The following is a 16,457-nucleotide window of genomic DNA, read 5'->3' on the forward strand; positions in this document are numbered from 1 at the left end:
CTTAAATGAGGGACCATTATGCGAATTTTGGTTGTAGCGCTGGCAGCTGCTGCCCTGCTGGCTGCCTGTTCCAGTCCATCAGACCTGATGTCGTCGCCAGCAAATTTAACCGTTACCACTTCGAAATCGGCAAAAGCCTATGCGTTATGTGTGTTTCCAGAATGGCAAGAACACAGCACCGCGGCGGTCATGAGCGAAACCGCCAAAGGCTATAGGATCGTGAACGGCTTCGGCCAACAAACGGACGATGTTCTCGACATCACAACTACCCAGGCTGGCGCTGTCGGAAAGCTCTATCAGCGGGTTGCCTGGTCTCAACTCGGGCGATCATCGCTGAGGGATTCCATGCAGAAGTGCAGATAATTAGAAGCCGCCATTAGGCGGCTTTCTTTTGCGAGGTGAAAATGCAGGCTGCTCCTTTACTCTCCCCAGGACTGGTCAACATCAAGTTGTCCGGATCTCTGGCATCTAAATTTGGTAGGAATCATCCGAAGCAGATCGATTCCGGAAGTACGCGAGAGGTACTGAAATCGCTTAGCTGCACGATCGAGGGGTTCGACCGCGAGGTGAAGAGGCTGGATGCGCTCGGCATGCGGTTCGCCGTTTTTCGAAATGGTAGAAACGTTGGTGAGTCAGCTTTCGAACTTGGTGGCACAAGAGAAATCAGGATTGTCCCAGTAGTTGGCGGCAGCAAGCGTGGCGGGGTGCTGCAAACTGTGCTCGGTGTTGTCTTGTTGGTCATCTCGGCCGTGTTTCCTGCCACATCCCCTTATCTTGCGCCGGCAGGTATTGGTCTTGTCGCGGGCGGGGTTATTCAGATGCTGAGCCCACAAGCTTCTGGTTTAAAGCAAAGCGCTTCACCCGACAACTTGCCTTCCTACGCATTTGGTAGTGCCAAGAACACGACTGCCAGCGGCAACCCTGTTGCGATCTGTATCGGCGAACGTCGGTGGGGCGGCGCGATCATCTCGGCATCGATTCTCGCTGAAGACAAAACCTGATTTTGAACTGGAATACCTGACCGCCGATTGGCGGTTTTTTTATGCCTGGAGGAAAGCATGGGCGCAGCTGAGCAAGTGGACATCCGGGGCGCCAAAGGCGGCAGCAGCAGCCCGAAAACGCCGACGGAGGCAACCGACAGCCTGCGTTCCACCAACTTGGCCAAGATCCTTATCGCGGTGGGCGAGGGGGAGTTTGAAGGCGTGCCCACGGCCGCCGACATCTTCCTGGATAACACGCCGATCAACGACGCCGGCGGCAACGTCAATTTCCCGAACGTTAAGTGGGAGTGGCGCTCCGGCTCCGTTGAGCAGGATTACATCCCGGGTATCCCGTCGGTCGAGAACGAAACCACCATCAATGTCGAGCTGCGCAGCGACAGCCCGTGGATTCGCTCGATCACCAACATCCAGCTTTCGGCCGTGCGTGTTCGCCTCGCTTGGCCAGCCCTCCAGCGGCAGGATGATGAGGGCAATGTCGGCGGGTACCGGATCGATTATGCCGTTGACCTGGCCACGGACGGCGGCGCGTACGTACAGGTGCTGGCCGAGGCCGTGGACGGAAAGACCACGACCCGTTATGAGCGCTCCCGCCGTATTGATCTGCCCCCGGCGACTTCCGGCTGGCAGATCCGGGTGCGCCGCCTCACAGCGAACCAGAACACCAACAAGATCGCCGACACGATGCTCGTCGCCGGGCTGACTGAGGTGATCGACGAGAAGCTCCGCTACCCGAACACCGCGCTGCTGTACGTCGAATTCGACGCTGAGCAGTTCAGCAACATCCCGGCCGTGACCATCAAGTGCAAGGGCCGCAAGTGGCAGGTCCCAAGCAACTACGACCCGGTCGCACGCTCCTACACCGGCGTTTGGGATGGCACCTTTAAGCAGGCCTGGACCAACAACCCTGCGTGGGTCACCTACGGCATCTGCACGGTAGATCGCTTCGGACTTGGCAAGCGCATCAAGCCGTACATGGTCGACAAGTGGGAGCTGTACCGGATCGCTCAGTATTGCGATCAACTGGTGTCGGACGGCATCGGCGGGCAGGAGCCCCGCTTTCTCTGCGACATGAACCTCCAGGGCAAGGCAGATGCCTGGACGCTGCTGCGCGACATCTCAGCGATTTACCGGGGCATGACTTATTGGGCGCAGGGCCAGCTCGTGATGCAGGCGGACATGCCGCGCGCGCAGGATTTCGACTACGTGTTCACCCGGGCGAACGTGATTGGCGGGGAAATGAACTACGGCAGCGCCTCCGCAAAGACACGCTACACCCGCGCAATCGTCAGCTACGACAACCCGGCCAACAACTACGACACCGACGTGACCGCCTATTCGGACTTGGCGCTGCAGCGTCGTTTCGACGACAGACCCACCGAGATCAGCGCGATCGGGTGCACCCGCGCCTCCGAAGCTCAGCGCCGCGGGAAGTGGGTGGTGATGAGCAACAACCAGGACCGGACCGTCACGTTCAAGACCGGCATGGAGGGCGCGATACCGCTGCCGGGCTACATCATCCCGGTGGCCGACTCGCTGCTCGCCGGTCGCGAGGTTGGCGGCCGTATATCTGCCGCTGCTGGCCGCGTGGTGACGTTGGACCGGGACACGATGGCCAAGGCCGGCGACCGGCTGATCGTCAACCTGCCAAGCGGCCAAGCGCAAGCTCGCACTGTGCAGTCGGTGAATGGTCGAGCGATCACGGTCACCACGGCGTACAGCCAAACCCCAGGCCCAGAGCTGCAGTGGGCGCTCGACGCCGACGATCTGGCCATTCCGCTGTTCCGTGTTTTGAGCACCAAACGGACGACTGAAGGCGACTACGAGATCTCGGCGCTGCAATATGAGCCGAGCAAGTTTGCCTACATCGACACCGGCGCTCGCCTTGAGGAGCGGCCGATCAGTGTGATTCCGCTGACGGTCGTTCCGGCGCCGGCCAGCGTGACGCTGACCTCGACCACTGCGATCGCGCAGGGCCTGGCTGTCACCACCATGACGATCGCCTGGCCGGCGGTGAATGGCGCGGTGGGCTATGACGTCGAATGGCGAAAGGACAACGGCAATTGGATCAAGGTGCAGCGCACCGGCGCAAACAGCGTCGATATCGCGGGCATCTATTCCGGCGCGTACCTGGCGCGCGTTCGGGCTGTCAGTGCCTACGACATTTCGTCGGTATGGCGCAGCTCGATCCTGACCCAGCTCAACGGGAAGGAGGGCCTGCCGCCGGCGGTGACATCGCTGACGGCTACCGCGCTGATCTTCGGCATACACCTCAAGTGGACTTTCCCACCAGGTGCGACAGATACCCAGCGCACGGAGATCTGGTACGGCCCGACCACGGACCTGGCTGCGGCCACCAAGCTCAGCGACCTGGCTTACCCGCAGTCCGAGTACAACATGCAGGGCCTTCTGGCTGGCGTGACGTTCTTCTTCTGGGCGCGACTGGTCGACCGCACGGGCAACATCGGCCCGTGGTACCCGACCGGCCTCGGTGTGATGGGGCAGACGAGCTCCGAAGCCGGTCCGATCCTCGACATGATCGCGGGCCAGATCGGCGAGACTGAGCTGGGTCAGGATCTCCTGGCCAAGATCGAGAAGATCGACGACCTGCAGGACCAGATCGACGCGCTCGATGGCCTGTCCGCTTACAAGGGGGATCAGGCCTACCTCAGCGGTCAAATGGTTGTCGGCGGCGGAAGGATTTATCAGGCGACTCAGAACGTGCCGATCAATACCCCGCCGCCGAACATTGCTCACTGGCTGGATGTCGGCCAGGTCGTGCAGACGGCGAACGGACTGGCGCAGCAAGTCGCGAGCAACAAGGCCGACATCACCGAGCTCGACGGCGCGGTCACTGCGCAGGCCAGCAGTGTGCAGGCGCTCAGGGCATCGGTTCGCGATGACAATGGGGAGGGCGAGCTTGCTGATGCGCTGAAGGGCTGGAGCAGCACGGCCAGCATCGTCACGGAATCGCAGGTGCGGGCGACCGAGAACGAGGCCACAGCCAGGACTGTGACGCAGCTAACCGCAACGGTTGGCGACAACGTTGCCCAAGTTACAGATCTCCGCCAGGTGGTGAGCAACAATCAGTCCTCGACCGCCACCGCTATTTCGCAGCTCTCGACAGCGGTGGGTAACAACGCTGCAGCTGTTCAGCAAACGAGCCAGGCCGTAACAACTTTGGATGGCAAGGTTTCAGCCTCATACACCGTGAAGCTCCAAGTCAACTCCAACGGACAGTATGTGATGGCAGGTATCGGAGTGGGCATCGAGAACACCGGTGCCGGACTTCAAAGCCAAATCCTGATGTCGGCCGATCGCTTCGCCTTGGTGAACACGTTGGCAGGTGGGGCGATTTCGACCCCATTTGTGTCGCAGGGCGGCCAGCTGTTCCTGGGCCCAACCTTTATTCAGGATGGCACGATCACCAACGCCAAGATCGGCAGCTATATCAGCTCCACCAACTACATTGCCGGTCAGAGCGGGTGGATTCTGAACAAGGACGGTACTCTCGAAATTAACGGTGCAGTAGCCGGCGGCGGGCGTCTGGTCATCACGAACCGTTCTGTGCGCGTCTATGACGCCAACAACGTGAAGCGCGTGCAATTGGGAGACCTTACTGAATGAGTTTTGGGATGGAGGTTTTCGACGGTGCAGGCGCAAAGACGTTGGGGATGGACGACTTCACCATCCAACGCCTGGCCTCGTTCGTGGTGCCTGGGTCAAAGACCTCGGGCACCGGAGTGAGAACAGACAGCTTGGTTTACGACATCCCGGGCTACAACCCGGCAACCTGCTTTGTGATGATCACCCCGCGGGTCTACGCAAACTACCCGCAGCCAGGTTACGACGACAATTGGGGATACACCCCAACGTACAAAGATCTGGGCGGCACTCAGATCGGCATCATCCGCTACATGAATTACCGGCAGCCCACCGGCGTTGGGGGTAACCAGCGAGACGCCTGGATAGAGAAAACGGTGGAGTGCGTTGTTGAAGTTGTGAGGGTGATCTGATGGCGGACTATGGCCTTTCAGTAACCAACAACGGCGGCTCGGTCATCATCAGCAACACTTACAAGACCATGGTCTTTTCCGAGCGCGGATCATTCAGGATTACTTCCTCATTCACTGATAAAGGCGGGCAGGGCTCCTACGTATTTGCCAAGCCGATCCGAACTCAGGAACCGCCGCAGATTTTCTTCGGAAACTTGAACGGCGTTCACCCCAAGGTCAGCGTCTACCTCACGCTGCTGGGCGGTCCGGGTAATTGGACGGGGTTTGTAGCGAACTCGGCTATCGGCGGTGGCAATCAACTGCAGAACACCTACGTCGAGTTCGTGGCGTGCAAGTACTCGGATTCCCCGAATCAAAACCGCTTCGGCATGAACCAGTGGGACGCCAGCGGCAACATCATTTTTAACTCCGATGATCGGATCATCCGCTACACAAAGTTCGCGAAGAACTGGAGCTTCGTTACCGGCCAGACAGTCTTCACCTATCGCAGCAACCTGGCGTTGGACGCTGATGACTTTGTTTGCATATCCGCTTTCGACCGAGGCGTTACTTGGTTCATCGGATTCAACTTCGCCGGTATGACCATCCTCGACAATGGCGTGCCGGTGCTGGATATCACCGTCAACGTGCCCGGCGGAGGTAACTCTTACCCCTACGGCGCCAACACCAGCTTCTGCGTCCCGGTGTGTAAGTTTCCTGCCGCCAGGTATCACAACTGAAATCACGGCCTTGAGGTCGCCGTCTCGGCAACTTTGCTCTGCGCTGAACACTAATTAATTTGGAGATATGTGATGCCCTGGTACAAAGCCGGGACGGTTTCCGTCGGCCAAAATTCCAACGCTGTCACCGGCAGCAATACTTCGTTCATCGCCAACAGCCGGGTAGGGGACGCATTCCTCGGTCCGGACGGTCGCTGGTACGAAGTGACCAACATTGCCAGCGATACAGCGATGGCGATCTCCCCGAACTACCTTGGCGCCACAACCAACGCAGGCACCTACGCGGTGGCGCCGATGCAGGGTTACGTCAAAGACTCGGCCGACGCATTGCGAGCCCTCGTGAACCAGTTCGGCACGAAGCTCGCAGCTTTGGGCACCACCGGCAATTACGACACCTTGCCGGTGACGAAGGGCGGCACCGGGATGACAACGGCTGCAGGTGCATTGGCGGCGCTCGGCGCAGCTGGCTTAGGAGTGAACAATAATTCCGCGGGTACGTTTTTCTCTTCTGGTGAGCCGCCAGGAATCGCAAACATAAGTTCATCCGGGAAAGATGGGAGAACAGCATTACGTATTTCTAACGGCGCAAATGCCGGCGCGTCCTCCGTCATTACCTTTATCAGAGATGCGTCATATGCGATTCACTTCGGCCTGGATACCGACAACAAACTAAAAGTTGGCGGCTTCTCAATGGGGGCGGTTGCTCGCACCCTATACCACGAAGGAAACGCGGTCGGTACTGTCTCGCAATCCGGCGGGATTCCTACCGGTGCAATCGTCGAAGAAGGCACAAACGGCAACGGTACCTTCACGAAATACCTTAACGGCACGATGATCTGCCGGCACGGGATCGCCTACCCGTCCTTGCCGCCGGGATCCGCGGCGGCAGCGGCGTGGTCCTTTCCGTCGCCGTTCACCGCCCAGCCCATCTGCGTTCCTGCCGCGGGGTCTGTAGGTGGCAATGGGGGGTTCCTAAACGCTGCCCAGGACAGCGCTGGTAGCGGGAGCAGCACGACAATTGCCGTCGGCAACTCACACCCCTCAGCGACTGTCGGCACCCCGTATGTCCATGTAATCGCTATAGGCAGGTGGTTCTAATGATTATCAAGCTTTCCCCCCAGCGCCGAGACGACTTGCTGGAAGTCGTCAAAACCGGGCAGGTCCTGAATATCAACGGCGAAGAATTCGATTTCTCCGCGATTCCTGATGGTGCCACCTTACCGCGCTCTGCGATCCATTCAGAGTGGTTCGCGGGCGACGTGGAAATGATCTCCGGTGATTTGGTGGTCACGCTGCTGTTTCCCAACCCGGCTAATTACAGCCCGGCGCAGGCATTCCCGGTTGATCTGGTCGGCGTGCCGGACGGCCCAGTTGCATTCCCACAACCGCTTGCGGCTCCCCCAAGCCCAGAGGCATTCCCAGAATGAGCAATATCGACTGGTCCAAGCTCATCACCAAAGAGATGAAGGAAACGCAGCGGGTTATTGCGCTGATGGGCGAAGTGATCGCCGAGCAAATCAGGCGCAAGAAGATCGCCGACGATGCCATTCAGCCGCTTCAGGATGATCACGATACCGGTGACGCGGACGATGACGGCGAGGCGCTTCTGATCGCTTGGAAAAGATACCGTTCGGCGCTGGCAAAAATTCAGCTACAGCCCGGATACCCCACGACTGTCGACTGGCCAGTGCCTCCGACCTGAGCACCCTGAGCTTTACCGCAACCCGCCATCGAGCGGGATTTTTTTTGCCTGGAGAAATGTGATGACCGTGACCGAACAAGATCGCGATGTGCTGGCGCGCACGCTGTGGGGCGAAGCGCGAGGCGAGGGACTGGCCGGGATGGTGGCCGTGGCCTGGACGATCCGCAACCGCGTGGACGATGGCAAGGACAAGTCGTGGTGGGGCGAGGGCTACGCCGGCGTATGCCAGAAGCCGTACCAGTTCAGCTGCTGGAACCGCAACGACCCGAACTATCAGTTCCTGAGCGGCGCACGGGCGATTCCGTTCCGCGAGCTGGCGCAGTGCCGAATTGCTGCTGACCAGGTGATTGACGGCAAGGTGGCGGATCCCACCGGTGGGGCAACTCACTATTACGCGACCACCATGCCCAAGGCGCCGGACTGGGCGGCGAAGGCAAAGCGGACGCTGAAGCTAGGCAATCACGTTTTCTTCCGCGACGTCCCCTGAGGAGCGATCTGTGCAGACGACAACAAAAGAAGAGTCCTACGATCGCGCCATGCGCGTGACGCTGGCAGTAAAGGCGAACGGCGGCTCTGTCGCAATTCAGATCAAAACAGCCGACAGCTGGCTGACGTCCGACACGCTCTGGAATGATGGGGCATATCCACTCAACATCCCGCGTGCGACGGTGCGCTTCGTGCCCGCGAACGGTGCTGCCTTCGAGGTGTTCGCATGACCTTGCTCGCCGAGGCGCTGCCGACCCGCCGCCGCATCCGTCGTGGCTTAGGCTTGCTGGGCGACAGCTTCAGCGCGAACTGCCACACGATCGATCCGAAAGCCTTCGGTACCGAAGCGTATGGATACGCCGGCGCGATTGCGGCAAAGACGGGCCTGTTCCCGAGCTACCTGGACAATCAGGGCAAGGTAGGCGACCACTCGGGGCAGTTCATGCCACGGCTGCCGTCCTGCCTGACATCCGCGACTGCCGATTTGTGGATGCTGCTGTCGCGCACGAACGACAGCACGACGCCGGGCATGACGCTTGCCGACAGCAAGGCCAACGTGATGAAGGCCATCACGGCGTTCCAGAACACGCCCGGCAAGTACCTGATCGTGGGCACCGGTACTCCGCGCTTCGGCGCCAAGGCGCTGACCGGTCAAGCGCTGGCGGACGCGATAGCCTACAAAGACTGGGTGCTGGGCTTCGTCCGGCAGTTCGTGCCTGTGGTCAATATCTGGGACGGTTTCACCGAGGACATGACTGTCGAAGGCCTGCACCCGAACCTGCTGGGCGCGGATTTCATCCAGTCGCGGTGTGTGCCGATCATCAACGCCAACTTTGAATTCTTCGGCGTACCGCTGCCGACCGATGCTGCCGACCTGTACTCGGCCATCCGCCCGTTCGGCTGCTTGAACCTGAACCCACTAATGACCGGCACCGGCGGTACCTTGCCGGCTGGCGTAAACGCCGTGGCCGGGTCGGTACTGGCTGATAGCTACAAAGCGGCAGGCTCGGGCTTGGCTGGCGTTACCACGCGCTGGTACAAAGAGCAGGGCCAGTACGGTGAAGTGCAGTGTATCGAGCTGAACGGCAACATGACGGCGGCAGGCGGCTATATCTACGTCCAGCCCTCGGCCAACGTCACATTGGACAACCTGCTCGCGGGTGATTTGGTCGAGATGGTTTCAGCGGTGGAAATCGCTGGTACATCCCGGGCGATTCTTGGCTGGGAAGCCGAACTGATCTTCACGAAGCCAGTGTCGAGCACCTCCACCACCACCACCATCTACTACCGCTCGATGGACAAATACCAGGAGCCTTTCACGCTGCCGGCGAACTGGAGAGGTGCGCTGGAAACTCAGAGGGCCGCTGTTGACAAGACCGAAGCCGTCGTGAGTGCGCGGATGGGCCTGTACCTGGCCGCTGGCGTCAATCTGGATGGCGTGCGGGTGAAAGTCGGGCAGTTCGGGGTCAGGAAAGTCTAGCGGAGCGCGCAAGTATGGAGCGGGAGCCCGCCAGATGGAGGTAAGCGGGTCTGCCGGGCTAGGCCTCGCGTTGATGAAGCCTTTCAACAGCGTAGATGACGTAGAACGCAAAAGCCCGGCGCTAGGCCGGGCTTCGGTCAGTGGGCATGCCTGCGTAACGGATGGACATCCACTTTAGCAGCTGTCGTCATATAGACCGCAGAGGGTGAGGGAATGGATCTTAACCGATTGGCGAAAAGCCCCAACAACATGGCTACAGATGCCAGAACAAAGAACACCAAGAAGCATGCAGCGCCGGTTATCGGGTTGCGGAACATATACATCTTCATCGATTCGTCGATGATGCGGTCCTTTTCCTTGCCACCTTCAGAGGTCAAAGGGCGATTGAACAGCGTTCCACCTAGAATTACAGGAATGGCAAGGATGGTCATCAGCGGTAAAAAGCCCCAGCTGGTCGCAAATCGGTAGAAAAATGTAGCAGCGTCTTTGTCCTTCTCGCTGACGCCTTTCTTTTCGAAATATTCGACCAGCAGGCCAGCAGCGTTTTCCCTGTGGACGAGTGATCGACGACGGCAAACAATCCAATAAACCACTATTAGCGCCGCGGAAGCGAACGTAATCAGGGTGTGGGTCATTTTTTCGGTCCTCCTAAGATTTTCTTCGCGCCTTTCTTGGCAGACTTTCTGGCGTCTATGACACGCAGCGTCGCGTTTTTCTCCTTGGTGCTGATGCCGAGGTAGCGGCAAATCAGCCAAAAGAATGGTAATAAAAAAACCAGTATCACGACAGTATCGGCCACGAACGGCGATTTTGCAGCAACAGTCGTATAGAGATTTGTAACCGAGTCGATTATGGATGCCACGCCATCGACCCAAGACGAGGTTTCCTTTTCTGAGCTTGCCATGCTACTCCGTTAGTAGGCTGATTCTGGGTTCTCGAGTGAGAAAGCAGTCGATCACCGGGTGATTCTGGACATCTGCGGCGAAGGCCAGTTGGCTCCAAAGCCTGGCCGGGATATTCGGCGCGAGATCTTACCGCATTACCTCAATTTCACCTGAACGAAATCCGACAGCCTGCTCTATAAGCCAACAGAGCAACCCAATGGATCCCGGTTGGAGCGGCTCGAGTCGCTCTACAACCAGCACGTAACCTTCGGCACCTAGTCCAACTCGTTCTGCAGCATCGCAGGTCGTGGCGCGGTTGATCGTCGCGGGCAAGGCGTCAAGTTCCTGTCTGACTGCATCGGGCGTGGTGATATCGTCGTGTTTGACGATTTGCCTTGGTGACGATGTTAAAAATTTTTGACTGAAAATCTGGGATAGATGGTAGCTACGTCATCATGTCAATCATCTATTAGTCGAATGTGGCGAATCATCGGTCAGGTGCTATCAATATGGATCCAACATCTATCGAGTACCGGACATGGCTGTCGACTTCTTTACCAGCAACCCTCAAAACTTGCTGAACCAATTCAAGTCCAAGATCAACCAAACGGAACTGACTGGAAAAATCACCACCTGGGATGTCGATTCCGATGGAGACTTCACCCACAAATCGGGCAACTGGGGAAGGCAAGCTTGGTTTCGACCATCAGTTAAACAGGGCGTGCTCACTTTCAACATCATCAAACCGCAAAACCAAGCTATTTCTACCCCTACTTACGGTTACTACCACGGCCACCTGACCGAGACCTTTCTAAACCATTTCGACAACCTTTTCACGCAAGCGAGTAGCACGGCGCTCCCGACAGGCGCTGATATGGTTAGCTGACGCAGGCAATTACGCTCGTACCACTTTTTGTACCAATCAATGTTCCCGGCAGGGGTTTTGAGGGTAGTGAGAGTGCGCTGGGCAGCCCCTTTGAGCGCATTCGGGTTACGCCAGCTAATCCGCACATTCGTCCTAAACCCTTTATGTTTCGGCGTGTTTGGCGTTACTGGGATTGCGCGACGATGAATGCCGGGTTCCGGACATCAGGCACATGGTTGCGTACATATGGCGCGTGTCGTGCATCCTGCGCTGTCTGATCCCGAGCCTGCGCAATGCACTCAGCCAGTAACGTTTTGGCCCTGTCTCGGCGCGATATACAGCCCTGACACGAGCCCGCTTCCTTTCGGCGAGAACACATGATCAGGGCGCGCTGCCGTCAGCGGCCTAGCTTTATCGAGTGCCAGCAGGACTGGATCGTTCAATAAAAACCTTGCAAGCGAGGGAGGTGGGGCGGAGTTTTTTGATCCCCGAGGGGGTTTTCGTGGGATGTCGAATCGCTGACAGGTTCAAGATGCGCTGCCCACGTAACGGCCGGGAAGCGCATATGTCGCCGGCGTTAACGCGAGCGGTTGGCGATCCGCAAAGCCGCGGTTTTGATGTACCTCACCGAGTTGGCAAGGTTACCGGCGTGACTTTCGAGAAGCATGAGGTCCTCTTGTCGGCACACGACTCGCTGAGCCTTCAGGTAGATGGCGTGACCTTCGAGGAACTGCGACAGAGAATCAAAGTAAGCCGCAGAATCTTCGAGATCCAGCTGCATATCTTTCAAGCTTAGAGTAGACATCAAGGCTCCAGACGCTATTGAAGCAGGCGTCCTGCCTGATGGGGTTTTGGGTATGGGGTTCACTATCCGATTCTTTGTTTATCGGCAGCCGCGAGGAAACTTTAGATGATTATTAGGAGATGATTATTAGGGTCGTTCGCGGCGGCGTAACAGTAGTCGGCGAGCTGTGCAGGGGAGCCGTGGCTGAGGCGTCACCGAGCCGACCCTGAACCTATTCGGCTTAGTACCCCGTCATCTCAAGATACCCCACGCCCTCATGGCTACCGCTCAGGGTGACCGGCCCCTCCCAATAGGGAATTTGCAAGTTCATCCACGCCTGCGGATTAAGCGCTTCGACAGCGATGTCCACGGCTTTCGAAGGGATTTTCACCGACCAGCGTGTAGGCATGTCGCGGCCGTCAACGTCAGTGGTGTCCTCCGGCATCAGTTCGATGTCCTTCGCCGCCAGTGGCTCGGTGCTGCCGTCTGCATTGATCCAGGTCCCGGTCAGGTACGGCTCGCCGTTCTTTTGCCGCATGCGATAGAGCATGACTTCGGTGCCATCCCCCAGGTGCAGCGAGAACCAGTCCCAGCCGGTCTGGTTATCGGTGAGCGGCTGGCTGCTCCACTCACGGTCCAGCCATGCAGGCCCGGACACCAGATAGGTTTTGCCGTCAATCTCGATGCTGCCGTCCGCCTGAAAAAACGGCTGGCTGTAGTAATACGACGCCTGACCCTGCTCGGACTTCTGGCTGAAGCCCTGCTTGCCTTGCAGCACCAGCGGCTTCGTGGCTTTCAGGTGCAGACGATAGTTGAACTGCGGCCCGCTGGCCTGCAGCTGCATGTCTGCCAGCGGATCGTCGTTGGCAGACTGGCTGATGAAGGACCAGTTATCGATCCAGGCTGCGAATGGCGCCAATGTCACGCCGGCCTGCTGCACGCCGCCACGGGCATATCGTTCCGCGGCGAAGTGGTCGTCCCGGGACGTTACCGCCGCGTGGCCCATCCACAAATTGCGGTTGCTCCAGCCAGATCCATCGCCTTGCAGAGCTTTCGCACGGGGCAGGGCGCTACGAAACAGTGTCCATTGCACCCCGAATGACTGGCCGTCGGCATCCTTGAGATTGGCAGTGACGTACCACCACTCGATACGGAAATCGTCGTGGGGGCCGTGATCGTCGGGAAACACGAAACGCTTGTCCGGCGTAACCTGCGCGTAACTCGAGGCGTCGTCGGCAAGGCCGGCGAAGCCTTTTTCTTCCTCGGGTTTGTCGTCGCAGCCGCTCAGTATCAGGCCCAACAGCAGCAGGACGACGATCTGCAGGCGAACGATGAACAGGGGCAGGGCTTTAACCTTCATTGGCGAAAGTCCTCAGCAAATCAGCGGGGCGGGTGCGGTACAAACGGTACAGCGGCCATGCCGAGGCGAGCAGGGTGGCGAGCATCGCCAGCAACGTCAGGCGCACCAGCTGCATCGGGAACACTTGCAGCGGCAGGCGCCAACCGAACGCTTGCACGTTGATCACGGCGTCCAGACACCAGGCCAGCAACAGCCCCAGCGGAATTGCCAGCACCAGCGTCAGCACCGCCAGCAGCCAGGTCTGCGCCAGATTGAGCAGCATCAATTGTCGCCGGGTCACGCCCAGCGCCCACAACGGCGCCAGCTGCGCGAGGCGGCTCTGGCTCTGGGTCAGCAGGCTGATGAACAGCGCGACGCCGGCCACCATCAGCGTCAGGCTGTTCAACGCTGCGGTGGCGGCGAAAGTGCGTTCGAAGACCTGTTGCGACCAGGCCTTGAGCTGGATCTGATCGACGATGCGGTTGTCGTCGATGGTGAATTTGTTGTGCAGAACCCGCAGCAGTTGCGGGATGGCGTGGGGATCGATGCGCAGATTGAAGCGGTTGGGTGTGAGCTGCGGCCAATGCTTGAGCAAGTGGTCGGCGTTCACCAGTAAATGGCCCTTGGGGTTGCCGTAATCGGCATAAATGCCAACGACGCGCAGCGGCCACGGTCCGTCAGGCGCGGGCAGTTTCACTTCATCGCCAACGCTGACGTCCAGGCGGCGGGCGAGTTGTTCGCTGAGCATCAGCGTGTCTTCCTGTGCCAGTTGCTTCCAGGCATCGCCACTCGCCGATTCCAGCAGCGGCCAGTGCTGGCGGTAGTGCGGATGATCGATCACGCCATACAGCTCGGCCGGCCAGCCATGCAGCTGCAGCGAGACTTGCCAGTTGGGCAGCACCGCCGATGTCAGCGGTTGTTGACTCAGCCACTGCTGCAACGGCGCGGCTTGAGCCGGATTCTGCGGATTGATGTACAGCTCGGCGCTGAGGCGTTGCTCCAGCCAGTGGGTGAACGTCTGGCGGAACCCCGACGTCATGCTGCCCGCGCCGATGTTTGCCGCCATCGCCAGTAGCAAGGCCATCAGCGCCAGGCTGAGGGCCGGCAATTGCTGGCGGCAGTCAGCGAGAAACCACTGCCTCAGCACCGAACGGCTTCTGCCCAGCAGTGCGTCGAGCAGAAGATTAAGCAGCACCGGCAGGCCCAGCGCCGCGCTCAACAACAGACTCGCCATCAACACGAACCCCAGCGCCAGGCTGTCGCCGAATAGCCCGGCCAATACCGCGATCAGCGCTGAAATTCCGGCGACCCAGCCCTGGCGTCGCAGCCATTTGGCGTGGGTTTCATGCCAGGCCTGGGCATTGGCCAGTGCCAGCAAGGGCAGGCGGGCGGCGCGCAACAGGCTGCTGGCTCCCGCTAGAAACGCGCCGAGCAGACTGACGCCCAATCCGCTCAGCCACCACCAGACGCTCAGGTTCAGGTGCCCGGCAACTTCAGCGCCGTACAGCCCGCGCAGACTGGCCGCGACATCGGGCAGCAGCGCGCTCGCCAGCCAGTAACCACTGATGACGCCGGCGATGCCGCCGAGCAAGGCCAGCACGCCGAGCTCGACCACCAGACTCACCATCAACCCACGTGCGCTCACCCCGCAGGCGCGCAGGTTGCGCAGCAGCCCGCGACGCTGTTCCAGCGCGAGACCAATGGCGGCGTGGACGATGAACAGCCCGACCACGAACGATAGGAAACCCAGCGCGTCGAGGTTCAGGTGGAAGCTCTCGGTGAGCCTGCCCAGGTCGTTGTCTTCGCCACTTTTGCGCAGCACGAGCTCGCCGTTCAGCTCGGCCGGCAGGGCGGGAGCGTTATCGGCGAAGTCCTTTGGCAGCACCAGCCGCGAGATCTGGTTCGGCTGGTTGAGCAGTTGCTGGGCGAAACCGATGTCCATGAGCAGCACGCCCGGCGCCATGTCGGTTTTCGCACGCAGCGGCGGCAGGACTTTACCGGAGTCGATGACCGGCTGCTGGCCTTCATGCAGCCCGAGGGCGGCGAGGGTCTGCGGCGAAATCCAGGTGGTCCCGGGAGGGGTGAAGAAGTCGACGATCTGCGCGGTGTCCAGGGATTGCCCGGCCAGCGAGGTGTTCACCGGCAGCGAGACCGGCTCGATGCCGAGCACGGTAAGGCGCTGCTCCGGCGCCTCTTTGAGGGTGACGCGCCCGCGCAGTGCGGGGGAGACCGGCCATCCGGCCCGGCGCAGGGTCACGAACAGGTCTTGGGAAAAGTTGGCGCCGTTGGGTGAGACCAGAATCTTCTGCGGCTCGCCGCCGATCATCTGGCTGGCCTTGGCGTAACTTTCGCGGGCCTGGCTGTTCAGCGCCTGCACGCCGGTCAGCAGGCTGGTCGCCAGCCACAAGCCGGTCAGCACGCTGAAAAACTGCACCGGATGTCGGCGCCAGTGGCTGAGCAGCGCTTTCAACGTCCAGTAGAAAACCGACATCTCAGCGTTTGCCTTCGCTGACCAGACGACCCAGGTGCAACACGGCCTGACGCTGCAATCGCGCGGCTACCCTCGGGCTGTGGGTCACCATCAACATACTGGTGGTGCTGTCGGCCAGAAGGTCCAGCAACAGTTGCAGCACTTCATCACTGGTGGTTTCGTCGAGGTTGCCCGTAGGTTCGTCGGCCAGCAGCAGCGCGGGCCGCGAAGCAAGGGCGCGGCCGATCGCAACGCGCTGTTGCTGACCGCCGGAAAGTTGTTCGGGGTAGCGCTTGAGCAGCGAGCCCAGGCCCAGCCGCTCAGTGAGTTCGGCCTGCCATTGAGGCTGATAGCGCCCGGCCAGACGTGCTTGAAAAGCCAGGTTGTCTTCGACCTTCAGGCTGCCGATAAGGTTGAACTGCTGGAACACCAGACCGATTTCCGTTCTCCGCCAGTTAGCCAGTTGCGCTTCGTTCATCTGATCGAGACGCTGCCCCGCAACCTCGATACTGCCCTTGTCCAGGTGGTCCAGCCCGGCCACCAGATGCAACAGGGTGCTCTTGCCGCTGCCCGACTCACCCATCAGCGCCAGACTGCCACCCTGATCCAGGTGCAGGTCCACGCCACGCAAAACGGCCAATGGGCCCTGGGCCGTGGCATAGCTCTTGAACACACCCTGGACTTGCAGCATCGACACGCACCTGATTGAAGGGA

18 protein-coding genes are annotated in these 16,457 nt (G+C 59.7%); 12 read left to right on the top strand and 6 right to left on the bottom strand.

Annotated elements, in window-relative coordinates:
• The first annotated feature begins 18 nt into the window (after positions 1-18).
• The 11 genes from EC919_RS09305 (at position 19) to EC919_RS09355 (ending at position 9,401) form a co-directional block, all read left to right on the top strand.
• Positions 19-363 carry a hypothetical protein gene (locus EC919_RS09305; RefSeq protein WP_133773244.1) on the top strand — a complete coding sequence of 115 codons (345 nt, stop codon included), beginning with the start codon at positions 19-21 and terminating at the stop codon, positions 361-363.
• A 41-nt stretch (positions 364-404) separates the two neighbouring features.
• Positions 405-1,001 (top strand): tail assembly protein, encoded by a 597-nt coding sequence (locus EC919_RS09310; protein ID WP_133773246.1) that lies wholly within the window; start codon positions 405-407, stop codon positions 999-1,001.
• A 57-nt stretch (positions 1,002-1,058) separates the two neighbouring features.
• Positions 1,059-4,625 carry a host specificity protein J gene (locus EC919_RS09315; RefSeq protein WP_133773248.1) on the top strand — a complete coding sequence of 1,189 codons (3,567 nt, stop codon included), beginning with the start codon at positions 1,059-1,061 and terminating at the stop codon, positions 4,623-4,625.
• 8 nt (positions 4,626-4,633) lie between these two features.
• Positions 4,634-5,014, top strand: coding sequence for a hypothetical protein (locus EC919_RS09320; RefSeq protein ID WP_243842231.1), 381 nt, complete (start codon positions 4,634-4,636; stop codon positions 5,012-5,014).
• Complete coding sequence (locus EC919_RS09325; protein ID WP_133773252.1) at positions 5,014-5,733, top strand: hypothetical protein; 720 nt, start codon at positions 5,014-5,016, stop codon at positions 5,731-5,733. Before EC919_RS09320 ends, EC919_RS09325 begins: the two co-directional genes overlap by 1 nt.
• Positions 5,734-5,805: 72 nt before the next feature.
• Positions 5,806-6,831, top strand: a complete 1,026-nt coding sequence (locus EC919_RS09330) for a phage tail protein (RefSeq protein ID WP_133773254.1) — start codon at positions 5,806-5,808, stop codon at positions 6,829-6,831.
• Positions 6,831-7,160, top strand: coding sequence for a hypothetical protein (locus EC919_RS09335; protein WP_133773256.1), 330 nt, complete (start codon positions 6,831-6,833; stop codon positions 7,158-7,160). Before EC919_RS09330 ends, EC919_RS09335 begins: the two co-directional genes overlap by 1 nt.
• Positions 7,157-7,435, top strand: a complete 279-nt coding sequence (locus tag EC919_RS09340) for a tail fiber assembly protein (RefSeq protein WP_133773258.1) — start codon at positions 7,157-7,159, stop codon at positions 7,433-7,435. Before EC919_RS09335 ends, EC919_RS09340 begins: the two co-directional genes overlap by 4 nt.
• Before the next feature lie 61 nt (positions 7,436-7,496).
• Positions 7,497-7,922, top strand: coding sequence for a cell wall hydrolase (locus tag EC919_RS09345; protein WP_133773260.1), 426 nt, complete (start codon positions 7,497-7,499; stop codon positions 7,920-7,922).
• A 10-nt stretch (positions 7,923-7,932) separates the two neighbouring features.
• Positions 7,933-8,151, top strand: coding sequence for a hypothetical protein (locus EC919_RS09350; protein WP_243842232.1), 219 nt, complete (start codon positions 7,933-7,935; stop codon positions 8,149-8,151).
• The gene (locus EC919_RS09355) at positions 8,148-9,401 is read left to right on the top strand and encodes an SGNH/GDSL hydrolase family protein (protein ID WP_133773262.1); all 1,254 of its coding nucleotides are present in this window, start codon (positions 8,148-8,150) and stop codon (positions 9,399-9,401) included. The genes EC919_RS09350 and EC919_RS09355 overlap by 4 nt, the downstream gene beginning before the upstream one ends.
• Positions 9,402-9,538: 137 nt before the next feature.
• Here the strand turns inward: EC919_RS09355 and EC919_RS09360 are convergent, their stop codons facing one another.
• Together EC919_RS09360 and EC919_RS09365 are read right to left on the bottom strand one after the other, a co-directional pair.
• On the bottom strand, positions 9,539-10,036 hold the full coding sequence (locus EC919_RS09360) for a hypothetical protein (RefSeq protein ID WP_133773265.1): 498 nt from the start codon (positions 10,034-10,036) through the stop codon (positions 9,539-9,541).
• Complete coding sequence (locus EC919_RS09365) at positions 10,033-10,305, bottom strand: hypothetical protein (RefSeq protein WP_133773267.1); 273 nt, start codon at positions 10,303-10,305, stop codon at positions 10,033-10,035. The genes EC919_RS09360 and EC919_RS09365 overlap by 4 nt, the downstream gene beginning before the upstream one ends.
• A 518-nt stretch (positions 10,306-10,823) precedes the next feature.
• On the opposite strand from EC919_RS09365, the gene EC919_RS09370 reads away from it, so the two are divergent.
• Positions 10,824-11,171, top strand: coding sequence for a hypothetical protein (locus EC919_RS09370; RefSeq protein WP_133773269.1), 348 nt, complete (start codon positions 10,824-10,826; stop codon positions 11,169-11,171).
• Between the two features lie 556 nt (positions 11,172-11,727).
• Here EC919_RS09370 and EC919_RS09375 read toward each other — a convergent pair.
• The 4 genes from EC919_RS09375 to EC919_RS09390 all read right to left on the bottom strand — a co-directional run bounded on the left by EC919_RS09375 (position 11,728) and on the right by EC919_RS09390 (position 16,434).
• Positions 11,728-11,955 (bottom strand): hypothetical protein, encoded by a 228-nt coding sequence (locus EC919_RS09375; protein ID WP_122537513.1) that lies wholly within the window; start codon positions 11,953-11,955, stop codon positions 11,728-11,730.
• A 220-nt stretch (positions 11,956-12,175) separates the two neighbouring features.
• Positions 12,176-13,294, bottom strand: coding sequence for a lipocalin-like domain-containing protein (locus EC919_RS09380; RefSeq protein WP_133773271.1), 1,119 nt, complete (start codon positions 13,292-13,294; stop codon positions 12,176-12,178).
• Entirely contained in the window at positions 13,284-15,764 is a 2,481-nt protein-coding gene (locus EC919_RS09385) for an ABC transporter permease (protein WP_133773273.1), read from the bottom strand. The genes EC919_RS09380 and EC919_RS09385 overlap by 11 nt, the downstream gene beginning before the upstream one ends.
• Position 15,765: 1 nt before the next feature.
• A complete protein-coding gene (locus EC919_RS09390; RefSeq protein ID WP_133773275.1) occupies positions 15,766-16,434 on the bottom strand; it encodes an ABC transporter ATP-binding protein in 669 nt (222 codons plus the stop codon).
• Positions 16,435-16,457 lie beyond the last annotated feature (23 nt).

The sequence above is a fragment of the Pseudomonas graminis genome, from assembly GCF_004364335.1.
Lineage (GTDB): Bacteria > Pseudomonadota > Gammaproteobacteria > Pseudomonadales > Pseudomonadaceae > Aquipseudomonas > Aquipseudomonas graminis_D.

Excerpts from the sequence above, each read along its gene's own strand:
- EC919_RS09305 (WP_133773244.1), top strand. The coding sequence starts at position 19 with ATGCGAATTTTGGTTGTAGCGCTGGCAGCTGCTGCCCTGCTGGCTGCC.
- EC919_RS09310 (WP_133773246.1), top strand. The coding sequence starts at position 405 with ATGCAGGCTGCTCCTTTACTCTCCCCAGGACTGGTCAACATCAAGTTG.
- EC919_RS09315 (WP_133773248.1), top strand. The coding sequence starts at position 1,059 with ATGGGCGCAGCTGAGCAAGTGGACATCCGGGGCGCCAAAGGCGGCAGC.
- EC919_RS09320 (WP_243842231.1), top strand. The coding sequence starts at position 4,634 with ATGGAGGTTTTCGACGGTGCAGGCGCAAAGACGTTGGGGATGGACGAC.
- EC919_RS09325 (WP_133773252.1), top strand. The coding sequence starts at position 5,014 with ATGGCGGACTATGGCCTTTCAGTAACCAACAACGGCGGCTCGGTCATC.
- EC919_RS09330 (WP_133773254.1), top strand. The coding sequence starts at position 5,806 with ATGCCCTGGTACAAAGCCGGGACGGTTTCCGTCGGCCAAAATTCCAAC.
- EC919_RS09335 (WP_133773256.1), top strand. The coding sequence starts at position 6,831 with ATGATTATCAAGCTTTCCCCCCAGCGCCGAGACGACTTGCTGGAAGTC.
- EC919_RS09340 (WP_133773258.1), top strand. The coding sequence starts at position 7,157 with ATGAGCAATATCGACTGGTCCAAGCTCATCACCAAAGAGATGAAGGAA.
- EC919_RS09345 (WP_133773260.1), top strand. The coding sequence starts at position 7,497 with ATGACCGTGACCGAACAAGATCGCGATGTGCTGGCGCGCACGCTGTGG.
- EC919_RS09355 (WP_133773262.1), top strand. The coding sequence starts at position 8,148 with ATGACCTTGCTCGCCGAGGCGCTGCCGACCCGCCGCCGCATCCGTCGT.
- EC919_RS09360 (WP_133773265.1), bottom strand. The coding sequence starts at position 10,036 with ATGACCCACACCCTGATTACGTTCGCTTCCGCGGCGCTAATAGTGGTT.
- EC919_RS09365 (WP_133773267.1), bottom strand. The coding sequence starts at position 10,305 with ATGGCAAGCTCAGAAAAGGAAACCTCGTCTTGGGTCGATGGCGTGGCA.
- EC919_RS09370 (WP_133773269.1), top strand. The coding sequence starts at position 10,824 with ATGGCTGTCGACTTCTTTACCAGCAACCCTCAAAACTTGCTGAACCAA.
- EC919_RS09375 (WP_122537513.1), bottom strand. The coding sequence starts at position 11,955 with ATGTCTACTCTAAGCTTGAAAGATATGCAGCTGGATCTCGAAGATTCT.
- EC919_RS09380 (WP_133773271.1), bottom strand. The coding sequence starts at position 13,294 with ATGAAGGTTAAAGCCCTGCCCCTGTTCATCGTTCGCCTGCAGATCGTC.
- EC919_RS09385 (WP_133773273.1), bottom strand. The coding sequence starts at position 15,764 with ATGTCGGTTTTCTACTGGACGTTGAAAGCGCTGCTCAGCCACTGGCGC.
- EC919_RS09390 (WP_133773275.1), bottom strand. The coding sequence starts at position 16,434 with ATGCTGCAAGTCCAGGGTGTGTTCAAGAGCTATGCCACGGCCCAGGGC.